At 61.4% G+C, this 15,175-nt stretch carries 14 protein-coding genes; 4 read left to right on the top strand and 10 right to left on the bottom strand.

All coding sequences use genetic code 11. The features are described from left to right. Positions 1-53: 53 nt before the first annotated feature. The gene (msrA, locus tag AC3B5Q_RS01475) at positions 54-722 is read left to right on the top strand and encodes a peptide-methionine (S)-S-oxide reductase MsrA (protein ID WP_010951691.1); all 669 of its coding nucleotides are present in this window, start codon (positions 54-56) and stop codon (positions 720-722) included. Between the two features lie 3 nt (positions 723-725). Further along, complete coding sequence (locus AC3B5Q_RS01470; protein WP_019437095.1) at positions 726-1,349, top strand: glutathione S-transferase; 624 nt, start codon at positions 726-728, stop codon at positions 1,347-1,349. A gap of 149 nt (positions 1,350-1,498) precedes the next feature. Here the strand turns inward: AC3B5Q_RS01470 and creD are convergent, their stop codons facing one another. From creD to rloA2, 4 genes are all read right to left on the bottom strand, one after another. Then, entirely contained in the window at positions 1,499-2,827 is a 1,329-nt protein-coding gene (creD, locus tag AC3B5Q_RS01465) for a cell envelope integrity protein CreD (protein WP_488392800.1), read from the bottom strand. A gap of 105 nt (positions 2,828-2,932) precedes the next feature. Continuing rightward, positions 2,933-4,369, bottom strand: coding sequence for a two-component system sensor histidine kinase CreC (creC, locus tag AC3B5Q_RS01460; protein WP_003255662.1), 1,437 nt, complete (start codon positions 4,367-4,369; stop codon positions 2,933-2,935). Further along, positions 4,369-5,049 (bottom strand): two-component system response regulator CreB, encoded by a 681-nt coding sequence (creB, locus tag AC3B5Q_RS01455; protein ID WP_003255664.1) that lies wholly within the window; start codon positions 5,047-5,049, stop codon positions 4,369-4,371. Before creB ends, creC begins: the two co-directional genes overlap by 1 nt. A gap of 147 nt (positions 5,050-5,196) precedes the next feature. Continuing rightward, positions 5,197-5,697, bottom strand: coding sequence for a retropepsin-like aspartic peptidase RloA2 (rloA2, locus tag AC3B5Q_RS01450; protein ID WP_021782660.1), 501 nt, complete (start codon positions 5,695-5,697; stop codon positions 5,197-5,199). 181 nt (positions 5,698-5,878) lie between these two features. Here rloA2 and yihG point away from each other — a divergent pair, with 181 nt between their 5' ends. Further along, positions 5,879-6,766: a 1-acylglycerol-3-phosphate O-acyltransferase, YihG family gene (gene yihG / locus AC3B5Q_RS01445; protein ID WP_103463397.1), complete on the top strand. Its 888-nt coding sequence runs from the start codon at positions 5,879-5,881 to the stop codon at positions 6,764-6,766. An 85-nt stretch (positions 6,767-6,851) separates the two neighbouring features. Here the strand turns inward: yihG and AC3B5Q_RS01440 are convergent, their stop codons facing one another. Beyond that, positions 6,852-7,427 carry a DUF2780 domain-containing protein gene (locus AC3B5Q_RS01440; protein WP_135192443.1) on the bottom strand — a complete coding sequence of 192 codons (576 nt, stop codon included), beginning with the start codon at positions 7,425-7,427 and terminating at the stop codon, positions 6,852-6,854. Positions 7,428-7,591: 164 nt separating this feature from the next. On the opposite strand from AC3B5Q_RS01440, the gene AC3B5Q_RS01435 reads away from it, so the two are divergent. Continuing rightward, positions 7,592-8,587 (top strand): RHS repeat-associated core domain-containing protein, encoded by a 996-nt coding sequence (locus tag AC3B5Q_RS01435; protein ID WP_367249966.1) that lies wholly within the window; start codon positions 7,592-7,594, stop codon positions 8,585-8,587. A 59-nt stretch (positions 8,588-8,646) separates the two neighbouring features. Here the strand turns inward: AC3B5Q_RS01435 and fdhA are convergent, their stop codons facing one another. The 5 genes from fdhA to AC3B5Q_RS01410 all read right to left on the bottom strand — a co-directional run bounded on the left by fdhA (position 8,647) and on the right by AC3B5Q_RS01410 (position 15,171). Then, positions 8,647-9,846, bottom strand: a complete 1,200-nt coding sequence (fdhA, locus tag AC3B5Q_RS01430) for a formaldehyde dehydrogenase, glutathione-independent (RefSeq protein WP_011953256.1) — start codon at positions 9,844-9,846, stop codon at positions 8,647-8,649. Between the two features lie 305 nt (positions 9,847-10,151). Then, complete coding sequence (gene purU, locus AC3B5Q_RS01425; protein WP_003255675.1) at positions 10,152-11,009, bottom strand: formyltetrahydrofolate deformylase; 858 nt, start codon at positions 11,007-11,009, stop codon at positions 10,152-10,154. A 12-nt stretch (positions 11,010-11,021) separates the two neighbouring features. Continuing rightward, complete coding sequence (locus tag AC3B5Q_RS01420) at positions 11,022-11,654, bottom strand: sarcosine oxidase subunit gamma (protein ID WP_014589391.1); 633 nt, start codon at positions 11,652-11,654, stop codon at positions 11,022-11,024. A 170-nt stretch (positions 11,655-11,824) separates the two neighbouring features. Further along, positions 11,825-14,839: a sarcosine oxidase subunit alpha gene (locus AC3B5Q_RS01415; RefSeq protein ID WP_021782656.1), complete on the bottom strand. Its 3,015-nt coding sequence runs from the start codon at positions 14,837-14,839 to the stop codon at positions 11,825-11,827. Then, positions 14,836-15,171, bottom strand: coding sequence for a sarcosine oxidase subunit delta (locus tag AC3B5Q_RS01410; protein ID WP_003255679.1), 336 nt, complete (start codon positions 15,169-15,171; stop codon positions 14,836-14,838). The genes AC3B5Q_RS01415 and AC3B5Q_RS01410 overlap by 4 nt, the downstream gene beginning before the upstream one ends. Between the last annotated feature and the right edge of the window lie 4 nt (positions 15,172-15,175).

Here is a 15,175-nt window from a genome sequence, read left to right as displayed (position 1 = left end):
GTTTACCCGCGAAGGCCCCAGCCCCCATCTCAATGACATACAGAGGAACGGCCATGGTCCTGCGTTCGGAAATCCTGGTGAACAAAAACGTCATGCCAACTGCGGAACAGGCCCTGCCTGGCCGCGACACGCCAATGAGCCTGCCCGAGTTCCACTATGTCTTCAAAGACACCCCGCTGCTCGGCCCGTTCTTCGAAGGCGCAATCGACTTCGCCATCTTCGGCCTGGGTTGCTTCTGGGGCGCGGAGCGCCGCTTCTGGCAGCGTGAAGGTGTGGTCAGCACCGTGGTCGGCTACGCCGGCGGCTTCACCCCGCACCCTACCTACGAAGAAGTCTGCTCGGGCCTGACTGGCCACACCGAAGTGGTGCTGGTGGTGTTCGACAAGGACAAGGTCAGCTACCGCGAACTGCTGGCAATGTTCTGGGAGCTGCACAACCCCACCCAAGGCATGCGCCAGGGCAACGACATCGGCACCCAGTACCGCTCGGCCATCTACTGCACCAGCCCGGAACAGCTGGAACAGGCCAAGGCCAGCCGCGACGCCTTCCAGGCCGAGCTGAGCAAGGCCGGCTTCGGTGAGATCACCACCGAAATCGACCAGGCACCGACCGTATATTTCGCCGAGGCCTACCATCAGCAGTACCTGGCCAAGAACCCGGACGGCTATTGCGGCATCGGCGGCACCGGCGTGTGCCTGCCACCCAGCCTGCAAGGTAACTGACGCATGAGCACGATGACCCTGTTCCACTCGCCGTTGTCGCCTTTCGTGCGCAAGGTCATGGTGGTGTTGCACGAGACCGGCCAGCTTGAGCGTGTGCAGTTGCAGCCGGTGAACATCAGCCCGGTGAGCGGCGACCCGCAGCTCAACCTGGACAATCCGATTGGCAAGATCCCGGCCCTGCGCCTGGAAGACGGCACCGTGCTGCATGACAGCCGGGTAATCTGCGAGTACCTCGACATGCAGCACGTAGGCCTGCCGCTGCTGCCGCGAGAAGGCTCGGCGCGCTGGCGGCGCATGACCTTGGTGTCGCAGGCCGATGCGATCATGGATGCGGCGGTGTCAAGCCGTTATGAAAGCTTCCTGAGGCCAGAAGACAAGCGCTGGGATGGCTGGCTGCAGGCACAGGGTGACAAGATCCGCCGTAGCCTGGCCAACCTGGAGCAGGAGCACTTGCCGGAGCTGATCTCCGGCTTCGACCTGGCGGCGATTGGCGTGGCCTGTGCGCTGGGCTATCTGGATCTGCGTCAGCCCGGGTTTGGCTGGCGTGAGCGCCAGCCTGGGTTGGCGGCGTGGTATGCCGAGGTGGTCAAGCGGCCGTCGATGGTCGCTACAGCGCCAGTGGCCTGACAGGGCCCCTTCGCGGGCAAGCCCGCTCCACAGGTAGTGTGCGCCGTACCTGTGGGAGCGGGCTTGCCCGCGAAAGCTTCACCTAGGTATCACAGGAAACAACAGCTCGATCCTGAGCGCCAACCAGCGCCCGATCTCTCTATCCTCCCTCATGCTGCCCTCCCCACACGCGCCCAGTCCAGCCGCCGGGTCAGCACCATGAACACCCCAAGCAAGCCGAAACACAACAGCGACCCCATCAGCAGGGCATAGTCTTCGGCACTCAGCAGCCCGAAGAGCAGCGCGTACAACGCCGCCAAACCCGCTGCAAAACCCACCCCTCGCCACAGGCTGCGTAAAACATGACTCAGGTAGAAGCCGATCAGCAGCACACAGCCCGAAGCCGACAGCCCATACGCCAGACCAAAGCCAATGTGCTCGGACAACGACAGCAGCAGCAGATAGAAGAACGCCAGCGCCACACCCACCAGGATGTACTGCACCGGGTGCACACTCAGGTTCTTCATTACCTCGAACAGGAAGAAGCCGGCAAAGGTCAGGGCAATGAACAACAATGCGTATTTGATCGCCCGCTCGCTTTTCAGGTACTGGTCCACCGGGTCTATAAAACTCACGCCAAAGCTGCGCTCACTGAAATCCGTACACTGCCCGGCGATAGCGCACTGGCGTATGGCATCCTCAAGGTTGGTGGCAAAGAACGAGGTTTGCCAATGGGCACTGAAGCCTTGAGCATTGATTTCGCGGCGGCTGGGCAAGTAGTTGCCGACGAAGCTCGGGTGTGGCCAGTTGGCGCGCATGTCCACGCTGCTGGTACGGCCCACGGGTACCACGTGCAACTGGCCAGTACCTTGCAGCGCCAGGTCAAAGCCATAGCTGAACGCTCGCGCCTGTAGCCCGTCCAGCCCCGGCAGGCTGGCGTGCACGCCGCCGCGCATCCAGTCGAGCTGGGTGCCGGGCTCGAACGGCACTTTTTGCTCATCCATGCTCAGCTCCAGACCACTATCGATACCACGGATATCACTGATGCCCACCACCAGGAACGGCGTGTCGAAGCGGTAGTCGTCAAAGTCCTTGTCGATCCCCCAATGCGCCGGGAGCTTGAAGCGGCCGCTGATACGGCCTTTGGCGTGGAACAGGCGCGCCTGGTAGATGCCGCGGGCGCGCAGTTCGGTGTCCACACCCAGGTCGGCGTCGAAGGTTTCCGGCAGGAAGTACAGGTGGCCGGCGATGGTGCTGGTTTCCTGGGTACGCTCACCGTCCTTTTCGATCCAGCGGCGCTGGTACTTTCGGTACGGCACCACCAATAGCGGGCCGCTGAGTTGCTGGTCGAAGCTGGTGCTCTGGGCAATATCGCGCAACACGCCGTCGCGCATGGCCTGGCGTTCGTCGATCAGGCCGTTGATCAGCAGTAGCGGGATGAGCAGCAGCAACATCAGCATGGCGATCATGCCGAGTTTGAAACCGAGGGTCTTGTTCATGTGGCCTCCTGTGGCAGTGGGCGCAGTGTCTGCGCCTTGCGTGGAGGCTTTGTGGAGAGCGTGTGTGATTTAAGTGTATTTGGACCGCTGCGCGCCCCGCCTATCTCAGCTAATGCGCCGCACCGGCAGCCACAATCGCACACGCACCCCGCCATCGACATTGTCCACCGCCAATGCCCCGCCATGCAGCTGCATCACTTCGGCCACGAAGTTCAGCCCCAGCCCGGTGCTCTTGCGCCCGCTCCCGGGCCGCGGCAGCGAGTAGAACCGCTCGCTGACCCGCCCGATGGCGTAGGCCGGTATCGCTTGCCCCTGGTTGAACAAGCTCAACGCCACCCGTTCGCCATCGCGCTCCAGGTCGAACAGCAGCGTGCCCCCTTCCGGGGTGAAGTCCAGCGCGTTGTCGAGCAGGTTGGCCAACGCCTGGCGCATTAGAAACGGATCGCAGAGCAAGCGCAAAGTGGCAGGCACCCGCTGACGTACCTGCAAACGGGCGCCTTCGATACGCGCCGCATGGGCCAGCAGCAACTCATCGACCAACGCCGCCAGCGCCACCTGCTGCTCGTCCTCCAGCGCCTGCATCTGCTCGACCCTGGCCAGGTTGAGCAGCCGCTCGATCATCTGCTGCAACCGCTCGCTCTCGCGCTCGATATTGCCGGCAAAGCGTGCCCGCTGATCAGCGGGCATATCCTCGCCCTGCAACAGCTCGGAAGCACCACGGATGGCCGCCAGCGGGCTTTTCAGCTCGTGAGTCAGGGTGTGCACGTAGCGCTCGACATAGGCCTTGCCTTCCAGCTGGGTGCGCATGCGCTCCACTGCCTGTGCCAGGTTCGCCAGCTCGCCGCCCTTGTAATGCGGAAGCTCCGCACGTTCCCCTTCGCTGACCGCCTGCGCATAACCTGCCAACTTGCGCAGCGAGCGCGCAAGCCACCACGACAGAGCCGCACCGATCAGCAAGCCCAGGCCGATCAGCCCTAGCCCCAGGGTGAGCAGGCGCCGCTCGGAGCGGTCGATGTAGGGTTGCAATGAGCTATTGGGCTTGGCGACGGTGACAACGCCGATGATCTTGCCGTTGTCGATGATCGGCGCGCCAACGTGCATCACCGAGGTGCTTTCGTCGTTGGGGTCGCTGCGTGTGGAGCGGGCGCCATACTGGCCTCGCAGGGTCAGCAGCACGTCATTCCACTGCGAGTAATCCTTGCCCAGGGCCTCGCCACTGGAGTCCAGCAACACAATGCCCTTGGCGTCAGTGACGTAGATGCGGTGGCTGACCTGGTTCTTGGCCAGCCCCCAGATCTGTGCACCCGGGCTGCGCGAGCCGTAGGCCTCGAGCACCTCAGGCAGGCGACCCTGGTTCAGGGTGCCGGCCTTGACGTCATCACGCAGGATTTCTGCCAGCAGGTTGGCAGTGTCTACCAAGGTTTCTTCGGAGGATTGGCGCACTACCGGGCGAATCTGTTCGCGTACGGTATTGAGCAAGAAATAACCGGCCAAACCGACGAACAGGAAGTACACCAGAAAGATGCGAATACCCAAGCGCATCAGGCGTGCTCCGGGCTATAGCTGTAACCGAGGCCGCGATGGGTCTGGATCGGCTCGGCGTCACCCGCTACCTGGCGCAGCTTGGCGCGCAGGCTCTTGATATGGCTGTCGATGGTGCGCTCATAGCCCACGTCGGAGGCCACGCCCAAAGCGTCGAGCAGCTGTTCGCGGCTGAACACCCGCTGCGGTTGTTCGAGCAGGCATTGCAGCAAGCGGAACTCATGCCGGGTCAGCGTGAGCGGCTGGCTGCGGTAGGTAATCTGCATGCGCAAGGTGTCGAGCTGGAACAAGGTGGTTTCGCCGACAACCTCCGCCCTCGGGGCCATGCGTTTGAGGATCGCCCGAACGCGCGCTGCCACTTCACGAGGGCTGAATGGTTTTACCACGTAGTCGTCGGCACCGATTTCCAGGCCCACGACGCGGTCGATTTCACCGTCCCGCGCGCTGAGAAACATCACCGGCACCTCGGTGAACCGGCGCAGCTGGCGACAGGTTTCGAAGCCACTGATGTCGGGCAGGCCGATGTCGAGGATGACCAGGTCGGCCGGGCGCTGGCGCTGCTGGTCGAGGGCGGCACTGCCCAGGGTTACCCATTCGGTGCTGTGACCGTCGGCCTGCAGGGCGTAGACCAGGGTGTCGGCGATGGCGGCTTCGTCTTCGACGATGAGGATATGAGGCATGGCGTCCGGCCTTGCGGTTTTGAAGGTTGGCACATCTCAGTGTAGGAGCGGGCTTGCCCGCGAACACCGGCGAAGCCGGTGCCTGACACCACATTATGTGTGTTCGCGGGCAAGCCCGCTCCTACATTGTATGGCGCACGCTTCAGATCAACAGCCTGGCTTGCCAGCAGTGAACTTCTTCGCCGGGTTTACCGCCGCCTTGAACTCGCGCAGTGCCTTGGAACCCACCAGCAGCGGGTAGTTGAAGTTGCTGCGGTCCACCAGATTCACCTCGACGGTACGCTTCACATCCCCCAGGCACAGCTCCAGGTCGACCACCGGGCGCTTGGAGACCTCTGGCGCATCCCCTTCGTCCTCTTCATCGGCACGGCCCTTGATCTTGCTGATGCGCGAGACCTTGTGCTCGTAAACCTTGCCGTCCGAGTCCTTGGTCGCCAGGCGGAAGCGCACCCACTCGTCGCCATCGCGGGTGAACAGCTCGATATCCTTGGCCGACAGCGACGCGGTGAAGGCGCCGGTATCCATCTTGGCTTTCAGGGTTTCGCCCAGTTCAGGCAGGGCAATGTTCTCGTAACGGCCGTATATAGTGGGTTCGGCTGCCATTACCGGCAGCGCCAACAACGACAACAGGGCAAGCAGTGGTTTCACAGGCAGGCTTCCTTGAAAGGGTCAGTGCTTAGACTGCACTGGCAAGAGAGGTTCGCTTACACAAGACTAAACAACATAACGTGAAACATTTGTTCCCGCCGCCGGGCATTGGACATTTGGCGTAGGCCACCGCCCTGCTTATCATTGCCAACCGTTTATCTCCCACAACAAGAGTCTCTTTATGCGTCGCCTGCTGACCGGCATTCTCACTACCACCCTGCTGCTGCTCAATACCGTGGTATTGATCTGCCCGCTGCTGGTCTTCGCCCTGCTCAAGCTGGTGTTGCCAGGCCGTGGCCGCGACTACGCGTCGTGGGCGGTGATGTGGGTGGCCGAAACCTGGTCGGAAATCGACAAAGCCATCTTCGCCCTGTGCATCCCTACCCAGTGGGACATCCGCGGTGTGGAAAACCTGCGCAGGGACACCTCGTACCTGGCCGTGAGCAACCACCAGACCTGGGTCGACATCCCGGCGCTGATCGAAAGCCTCAACCGCCGTACACCGTTCTTCAAGTTCTTCCTGAAAAAGGAGCTGATCTGGGTGCCGTTGCTGGGCCTGGCCTGGTGGGGGCTGGATTACCCGTTCATGAAGCGCTACAGCAAGGCGTTTCTGGAAAAGCACCCGGAGCTCAGGGGCAAGGACCTGGAAATCACCAAGGCGGCCTGCGAGCTGTTCAAGCGCCAGCCAGTGACCGTGGTCAATTACCTGGAGGGCACGCGGTTTACTGAAGCCAAGCGCCAGGAGCAGCAGTCGCCGTATCGCTACCTGCTCAAGCCCAAGGCGGGTGGTGTGGCGTTTGTGCTCGCGGCATTGGGCGAGCAGTTGGATGCCCTGCTGGATGTGACCATCGTGTACCCCGGCAACAAAGCACCGGGGTTCTGGGACTTGCTCAATGGCAGCATCAGCCGGGTGATTATCGACATTCAGGTGCGGGAGCTGGACCCGGCGTTGTGGGCGGGGGATTACGAGAATGATCCCGAGTTTCGGCAGACGGTGCAGGCTTGGGTGAACCAGCTGTGGGTGGCGAAGGACCAGCGGATCGAGCAGCTGCGGCAGGAAATGAGCTGATAATTTTCAAGTGTCCGCCCGGGCCTCTTCGCGGGCACCCTGCGAAGAGGCCCGGGCAGACTGCGCAAGAATCCTCACCCGACCTTCAGACCGAGGGCTGAGCCAATGGCGCCGGTGTGGTCCACAAACTCCCCAGATTCTGCAACAACGCCCCGGCAATCCCCTGCTGCCCCAGGTACTGCAGCAGCAGCGGCGCAAACTGCCCGATCATCCCGGTATCCATGCCTAGCGCCTTGAACGCATTGTCCAGGTCGCTACGGTTTTCCACGTTGTTGCCCAGTGCGTTGCTCAACGCCGACTGGCTCTCGCTGCTCTTGCCCAGCAAATCACCCAACCCACTTAACCCGCCCAGCGCATTTGCACCGGCCAGCAGGTCCAGCCCTGGCACCGCCTTGGTCAGTTGCCCATAGTCATCGCTGCTAAGGTTGTTGCGTGCCAGCCCCAGCATGGCTCCTGCTCCGCCTACCGCCTGTTCAGGGGTAATGTTCAACTGGCTGCCCAAGGTGTTGAGCAAATTGGCCTGCGCTTCGGGTGCCTGTATCTGGCCTTGTTGTTGCTGGTTCTGCATGGCGGACACGGCGTTGGCGGCGTCGCTGAGGTTGAAGGCGAACACCGGGCTTGCGGCCAGGGTCATCAGGGTTGCCAGGGTGATTGCTTTCATCGGGAGGGACCTCGTGGACCAGGTTGGCCGGGGAAACGTGTGTTGGACTCTAGGTTTAGGGGTTTGTTCCAAATGCCCAACCACCTGATAATTATGCTAGTTGTGCTGGCAAATTAGGGCATGCAAAGTAAACACTCTAGATACATCTCCGAAGGCAACAAGCCATGACCGACAATCCAGTATCTCAGATTTTAGAACACGCCGATGTCGCAACGGTGCCCCCCGAAAAATCGGCAACTCCAGATATAATGCACTTTTACCAAAGTGGGCACCTAGCATCTGAAATATCAGCTCAGGGACATCGGCAAATTCTATGGGCGCAAGAAATACCAGCTGCACAGCTCGCACAATCCAAACAAGTAAATCTACTGTCAATTGATCGTGCTAATTCAGTTCTCGGAATACTGCACGAGGCTGTGTCACTATCACCTTATGGATATCTCCCCCCCCAAGCTATCAAGACACTAATCCTATTCAATGGGCAATGGCGCGACCCATTTAGCCAAATGGACATTTTAGGTAACGGACACCGTCCATTTAATACTACACTCAGACGTTTTTGTGCCCCGGATTTACTTCAGAGCCCATTTGGCGATGGTGGCGTAAACTCCTACGCTTACTGCGAGAATGATCCGATCAACAAAATAGATTCCTCTGGACAAGCGTCAACCTTGATTATCAGAGTGCTGAAGGGGCTGGGGAACGCAGCGGGGTTCAGAACTCCCTCTCGTAACCGTCCTACTGCTCCCAACAGGCCCGCCACCCAAGTTGCCAACAACTATTCAGCGGCTCCACGACGCCGTCCGAATGAAGGTAGACCACTGCCCCCCCCTCCAGCCGGAGCCAGACTTGCAGAATCGCGCAGCAACAATCAATTCGGTATTGGATACTCTTCCCCAAATGATGCAGGGCAAGCGATGTATCTACAAACCAAATTGACAAGCAGCGAGAATCGCTTACTCGCTCTAGGAGAAAAAAGAAGTAATCTTGTCTCGACAATAAACAGGCAAATCAGTGTCGGCAATAAGCCTAATCACGAGAGAAACTTACTCTCACAAATCGAACAAGATATCAGCCATGAAACCACCAAGTACCATACAATTGAAAATCAAATCGAGGCACTGAGATCAGGGCAAACCAACTTACAAAATGCCCGATAGTTGAACACAGCTGTAAAAAAAGCCCCTCGAATCGAGGGGCTATTTTTATTCAGCACTAATCACGCCGCGCCCCACATCTTGTGCGGGTCGATCACAAACTTCTTCGGCACACCCGCATCAAACTCGCCATACCCTTCCGGCGCCTGATCCAGGTTGATCACCTGCACACCCACCACTTCAGCAATGTTGATGCGATCCCACATGATCGCCTGCATCAGCTGGCGGTTGTATTTCATGGTCGGGGTCTGGCCGGTGTGGAAGCTGTGCGATTTTGCCCAGCCCAAGCCAAAGCGGATGCTCAGTGCGCCGATCTTGGCAGCGGCATCCACCGCGCCTGGGTCTTCGGTTACGTACAGGCCCGGGATACCGATGTTGCCGGCTACGCGGGTCACTTGCATCAGCGAGTTCAGCACGGTGGCCGGGGCCTCGTGCTTGGCACCTTCATGGCCGTGGCCACGGGCCTCGAAGCCTACGGCGTCGACAGCGCAGTCCACTTCCGGCTCGCCGAGGATGTCGACGATCTGCTCGTGCAGCGGGGTGTCCTTGGACAGGTCGACCACTTCGAAGCCCTGCGACTTGGCGTGGGCCAGGCGGGCCGGGTTGAGGTCACCGACGATTACGCAGGCGGCGCCCAGCAAGCGCGCCGAGGCAGCGGCGGCCAGGCCGACCGGGCCAGCACCGGCAACGTAGACAGTGCTGCCTGGGCCAACGCCAGCAGTCACGGCACCGTGATAGCCGGTGGGCAGGATGTCGGACAGGCAAGTCAGGTCACGGATCTTTTCCATGGCCTTGTCGCGCTCAGGCAGCTTCAGCAGGTTGAAGTCGGCGTATGGCACCAGCACGTATTCGGCCTGGCCGCCGGTCCAGTCGCCCATGTCGACGTAGCCGTAGGCACCGCCGGCGCGCGCCGGGTTGACGGTGAGGCAGACACCGGTGTGCATCTCTTTGCAGGAACGGCAGCGGCCGCAAGCGACGTTGAACGGGACCGATACCAGGTCGCCGATCTGCATGCGCTCGACATCGCGGCCCTTCTCGACGATTTCACCGGTGATTTCGTGGCCCAGGACCAGGCCGACCTGGGCAGTGGTGCGGCCACGGACCATGTGCTGGTCAGAACCGCAGATGTTGGTGGAGACCACCTTCAGGATGACGCCGTGTTCGATTTTCTTGCCGCGCGGGTCCTGCATTTTCGGGTAGTCGATGTGTTGCACTTCGACCTTGCCGGCGCCGAGATATACCACTCCACGATTGCCAGACATTGCTTGTACCTCGCTTGATTATTATTTATGCAGCGTTGGTTGAAGCGCCGCCATCCGTGGGCGGCATGTACTACTGGAATGCAGGGAATTGTGGGCCGGATGGGGCCGGACGCACTGACTGGAAGCGACAGGGAGATGCCTTTTCGCGGCAGGGCTGTCGTCGGAGGATATGAGGGAGATACCGAGGCGCATAACTGCACTGGCCTCTTCGTGGACAAGCCCGCTCCCACAAGGACTGTGCTGGGCCCGAAGGCGGCGCAGTACCTGTGGGAGCGGGCTTGCCCGCGAAGAGGCCAGAACAGGTGTTAGAGAACCACAGTCCGGTTGGCGTTCAGGAACACCCGCCGCTCGATGTGATAACCCACCGCCCGCGCCAATGTCAGGCATTCGATATCCCGCCCTTTGGCAATCAGGTCTTCGGGATAGTGGCTGTGATCCACCACCTCGACACCCTGGGCAATGATCGGCCCTTCGTCCAGGTCGTTGTTGATGTAGTGCGCCGTGGCACCGACCATTTTCACACCCTTGTTGTAGGCCTGGTGATAAGGCTTGGCGCCTTTGAAACCCGGCAACAGCGAGTGGTGAATATTGATCGCCCAACCATCCAGACGGCGGCAAAGCTCGGGCGACAGTACCTGCATATAGCGGGCAAGAATAACCAGCTCAGCACCGGTCTCCTCGATCACCTGCAGCACCTTGCGCTCTTGCCCGGGCTTGTCCTTGGGGTCGAGTGCGAAGTGGTAATAAGGAATCTTGTGCCAATGCGCCAAGGGTTCGAGGTCCGGATGGTTCGACACCACGGCCACCACATCCATACCCAATTGGCCAATGCGCTGGCGATACAGCAGGTCATTCAGGCAATGGTCAGCCTTGGACACCATGATCACCACCTTGGGGCGGTGGTTGGGCGCGGTCAGCTCGAAGGCCATGCCGAACGCTTCGCTGCGCTCGGCGAGGCCGGCCCGGAAGCCCGCCTCGTCGAAATCGTCCGGCTGACGAAACTCGACGCGAATGAAGAAGCGCCCCGACTGCCGGTCATCGAAGGAGTGGTGCTCCGTCACGTAGCAGCGCTGCTCGAAGAGGTAACGCGTCACCACGTCGACGGTACCGAGCATGCTCGGGCAGTCGGCGGTGAGAATCCAGGTATCCGGTGCCCGACTCATGTTCTGGTCTCCTTAAGCTTCGATGCTCAAGCCGTATTCGGCAGAAGCGTCCTGCAGCCACAGCCACCAGTAGTCGGCAAAGCTGCGGCGAATCACCAGCTCCCAGGTGTCTTCTGCAGTGCGGCGGATCACCAACTGCGACTTGGCGAACACGGTGCCCACAGCCTTGCCCACCGGGAAGTTGTTCGGGTGAACATCATAGCTGGTGGACTTCATCAGCACGTCGCGCACGTTCGGGCCGCGCAGTTCCAGCAGGCTTTGCCCGCCACTGACATTGACTACCTGAATGTGCTGGCCTTCAAGGGCCGCGCGCAGCTTTTGCTCGACTGCCAGCTCCTGACCGCCGGGTACGATCAGCAACCACTCGTCGGGGCCGACCCATTGCAGCGACATATCCTTGTTGGCGACCACGGTCAGCGCCACTGGCAGCTCCAGGCCAAGGGCCTTGTGCACGCCGGCGGCGAATTCCGGGTTGTGGCCATCACCGCGCAGGGTGAGGTGGCCGAGGAACTTGCGTTCACGCAGGGTCACGCCTGCGTTCTTGCGGCCTTTGCCTACCAGGCTGGCCAGGTCGGCATGGTGCAGTGGCGACTGGGCTTTGGCCTCGGCGCCGGGGTTTTGCTGGAAGACGTTGATAGCGCTCATTTCTTACCTGCCTTGAATTCTGGATTCGACCACGATGCCTGCGGGAGACGGCCATCCTGTGGGAGCGGGCATGCCCGCGAATGCGATGTTGAATTCACCGCCCTCTTCGCGGGTACGCCCGCTCCCACAGAGACCTCATTCCACGCCTGACACCGGTTGGACCGGGGGCCTTAGACGTTCTGCCGCTCACCCTTCGGATCGAAGAACACCGAAGACACGATTTCCGCCTCGATCACGCTGCCATCCGCCTGCGGCGAGTAGACACGCTCGCCCATGCGCTTGAGGCCGCCTTTGACCACACCCATGGCGAACGAGTAGCCCAGGGAGTTGGACGCGTAGCTGGAGGTGACGTGGCCGACCATGTCCATCGGGATTGGCTGTTTCGGGTCGAACACCAGTTGGGCGCCTTCCGGCAGCCACTTGGTCGGGTCGACCGGCTTCAGGCCCACCAGCTGCTTGCGGTTCTCACGTACGCAGTCTTCGCGGTTCATGCCACGCAGGCCGATCCACGAGAACGGCTTGTTGCGGCCAACGCACCAGCTCATGTTCAGGTCGTCCGGGTTCATCGAACCATCGGTGTCCTGGCCCACGATGATGAAGCCCTTCTCTGCACGCAGTACGTGCATGGTCTCGGTGCCGTACGGGGTCAGGTTGTACTTCTTGCCGGCCTCGATGATCTGTTCCAGCACGCCCATCGCGTAGTTGGCCTGCACGTTCACTTCGTACGACAGCTCGCCGGTGAACGAGATACGGAACACACGGGCCGGCACGCCACCGACGTTGCCTTCCTTCCAGGTCATGAACGGGAAGGCTTCCTTGTCCATGTCGATGTCGGTCAGCTCGCTCAGCAGCTTGCGGCTGTTAGGGCCGGACAGGGTCATGGTGGCCCAGTGGTCAGTGACCGAAGTGAAATACACCTTCAGCTCTGGCCATTCGGTCTGGTGATACAGCTCCATCCACTGCAGCACGCGGGCAGCGCCGCCGGTGGTGGTGGTCATGATGAAGTGGTTGTCGCCGACGCAGGCGGTTACGCCGTCGTCGAAGACCATGCCGTCTTCCTTGCACATCAGGCCGTAGCGGGCCTTGCCCACGTCGAGCTTGGTCCAGGCGTTGGTGTAGATGCGGTTGAGGAATTCGCGCGCGTCCGGGCCCTGGATGTCGATCTTGCCCAGGGTCGAGGCGTCCAGCAGGCCGACGCTGTCGCGCACTGCCTTGCATTCACGCGTGACGGCAGCATGGATGTCTTCGCCGGCTTTCGGGAAGTACCACGGGCGCTTCCACTGGCCGACGTCTTCGAACTCGGCGCCATTCTTCACGTGCCAGGCATGCAGGGCAGTGAAGCGCACGGGCTCGAACAGGTGACCACAGTGACGGCCCGCTACCGCGCCGAAAGTGACCGGCGTGTAGTTGGGGCGGAACATGGTGGTACCCATTTCCGGGATGGTGATGCCGATCGAACGGGCGGCGATGGCCAGGCCGTTGATGTTGCCCAGTTTGCCCTGGTCGGTACCGAAGCCCAGCGCGGTGTAGCGCTTGACGTGCTCGACCGACTCGAAGCCTTCACGGGTGGCCAGTTCGATACCGGCTGCGGTCACGTCGTTCTGCTGGTCGACGAACTGCTTCGGCCCCTTGGTGCCTTTGTCGTGCGGCACCAGGAACAGTGCCACAGTGGCCTCTTCCTTGCGCGCCACGGTTTTTGGCAGGGTGCCGACAGTGGCCTTGAAACCGGCCTCAGTGGCTGCGCGGACGCCGCCTTCGAAGCCATCGGCAATCACATCGCCCAAGGCATACACGCCGTTGATACCACCGACGCACTCACGCTTCTGCGGCGCATCGCCCGGCACAAAGCCAAGGATATCGTCACGCCATACCGGGCGACCGCCCAGGTGCGAAGCCAGGTGCACGATCGGGCTGTAACCGCCCGAGGACGCGATCAGGTCGCACTCGAGGACTTCGCCTGGGCTGGTGACTTTGTGCGCCTGCACATCGATGGCCGCCACACGGGCACCGGTGACGTGCTTGCTGCCTTTGGCCTCGACCACGGCGCTGGAGGTGAGGATGCGAATGCCTTTGGCACGCGCTTCTTCAACCAGCGAACCACGCGGGTTGTGGCGGGCGTCGGCAATGGCGACCACTTGCAGGCCTGCGTCGTGCCAGTCCAGCGCGGCGCGATAGGCGTGGTCGTTGTTGGTCGACAGTACCAGCTTGCGACCCGGGGCCACGCCATAGCGGCGAACATAGGTGGAAACAGCACCGGCCAGCATGTTGCCCGGCACGTCGTTGTTGCCGTACACCAGCGGGCGCTCGTGGGCGCCGGCAGCCAGTACCACACGCTTGGCGCGAACGCGGTGCACGCGGTGGCGAACCTGGCCGATCGGGGCGCGATCGCCGAGGTGGTCGGTGAGGCGCTCGTGAATGGTCAGGAAGTTATGGTCGTGGTAGCCGTTGACCGTGGCACGTGGCAGCAGGGTCACTTCTGGCAGGCTTTCCAGCTCTTTGACCACTGCGTTGACCCAGTCGGCGGCAGGCTTGCCGTCGAGGGTTTCGCGGGTGTCGAGCAGGCTGCCGCCGAACTCTTCCTGCTCGTCAGCCAGGATCACGCGGGCACCGCTGCGCGCAGCGGCCAATGCCGCAGCCAGGCCAGCAGGGCCGGCGCCGACGATCAGCACGTCGCAGTGCCGGTTCATGTAGTCGTAGCTGTCAGGATCGTTCTGCAGCGGTGCACGGCCCAGGCCGGCGGCTTTACGGATGTACTTCTCGTAAGTCATCCAGAACGATTTGGGGTACATGAAGGTTTTGTAGTAGAAGCCCGGCGGCATCATGCTGCCGCCAACCTTGCCGAGGATGCCCATGACGTCGTTGTTGACGTTCGGCCAGCCGTTGGTGCTGGTGGCGACAAGACCTGCGTACAGCGCCTGCTGGGTGGCACGCACGTTGGGGATCTGGGTAGCTTCGCTGGAGCCGATCTGCAGGATGGCGTTCGGCTCTTCGGTACCGGCGGCGATGATGCCGCGCGGGCGCGAGTACTTGAAGCTACGGCCGACAATGTCGACGCCGTTGGCCAGCAACGCGGCGGCCAGGCTGTCACCGGCATAACCCTGGTAGGTCTTGCCGTTGAAGGTGAAGTTCAGGACCTTGCTGCGGTCGATACGGCCGCCGCTGGCGAGGCGATAGGTCTGGCTCATACTTTTTCCCCTTGGCCTTTGACGGTCGACGTGGCGCTGGCGGCTTTGCCATTGGCGGTCACTTGCGGCTTCTCGCCAATCTTGTAGGTTTCCAGAATTTCGTAGGTCACGGTGTCACGGGTGACGTTGAAGTACTGGCGGCAGCCGGCAACGTGGTCCCACAGTTCATGGTGAATACCGCGTGGGTTGTCACGGTAGAACATGTAGGTACCCCACTCCTCGTCGGAGCAGGCGTTAGGGTCCAGCGGGCGGGCGATGTGTGCCTGGCCAGAGGCGTGGAACTCTTCTTCGGAGCGCAGCTCGCCGCAGTGGGGACAGAAAATATGCAACATGACG

It is taken from the genome of Pseudomonas sp. D5(2026) (assembly GCF_057766845.1).
This window is presented reverse-complemented; position numbering and strand designations above follow the sequence as displayed.

What these genes read in the sequence shown, in the direction of transcription:
- msrA (WP_010951691.1), top strand. Translation starts at nt 54, where the DNA reads ATGGTCCTGCGTTCGGAAATCCTGGTGAACAAAAACGTCATGCCAACT.
- AC3B5Q_RS01470 (WP_019437095.1), top strand. Translation starts at nt 726, where the DNA reads ATGAGCACGATGACCCTGTTCCACTCGCCGTTGTCGCCTTTCGTGCGC.
- creD (WP_488392800.1), bottom strand. Translation starts at nt 2,827, where the DNA reads ATGAACAAGACCCTCGGTTTCAAACTCGGCATGATCGCCATGCTGATG.
- creC (WP_003255662.1), bottom strand. Translation starts at nt 4,369, where the DNA reads ATGCGCTTGGGTATTCGCATCTTTCTGGTGTACTTCCTGTTCGTCGGT.
- creB (WP_003255664.1), bottom strand. Translation starts at nt 5,049, where the DNA reads ATGCCTCATATCCTCATCGTCGAAGACGAAGCCGCCATCGCCGACACC.
- yihG (WP_103463397.1), top strand. Translation starts at nt 5,879, where the DNA reads ATGCGTCGCCTGCTGACCGGCATTCTCACTACCACCCTGCTGCTGCTC.
- AC3B5Q_RS01440 (WP_135192443.1), bottom strand. Translation starts at nt 7,427, where the DNA reads ATGAAAGCAATCACCCTGGCAACCCTGATGACCCTGGCCGCAAGCCCG.
- AC3B5Q_RS01435 (WP_367249966.1), top strand. Translation starts at nt 7,592, where the DNA reads ATGACCGACAATCCAGTATCTCAGATTTTAGAACACGCCGATGTCGCA.
- fdhA (WP_011953256.1), bottom strand. Translation starts at nt 9,846, where the DNA reads ATGTCTGGCAATCGTGGAGTGGTATATCTCGGCGCCGGCAAGGTCGAA.
- purU (WP_003255675.1), bottom strand. Translation starts at nt 11,009, where the DNA reads ATGAGTCGGGCACCGGATACCTGGATTCTCACCGCCGACTGCCCGAGC.
- AC3B5Q_RS01420 (WP_014589391.1), bottom strand. Translation starts at nt 11,654, where the DNA reads ATGAGCGCTATCAACGTCTTCCAGCAAAACCCCGGCGCCGAGGCCAAA.
- AC3B5Q_RS01415 (WP_021782656.1), bottom strand. Translation starts at nt 14,839, where the DNA reads ATGAGCCAGACCTATCGCCTCGCCAGCGGCGGCCGTATCGACCGCAGC.
- AC3B5Q_RS01410 (WP_003255679.1), bottom strand. Translation starts at nt 15,171, where the DNA reads ATGTTGCATATTTTCTGTCCCCACTGCGGCGAGCTGCGCTCCGAAGAA.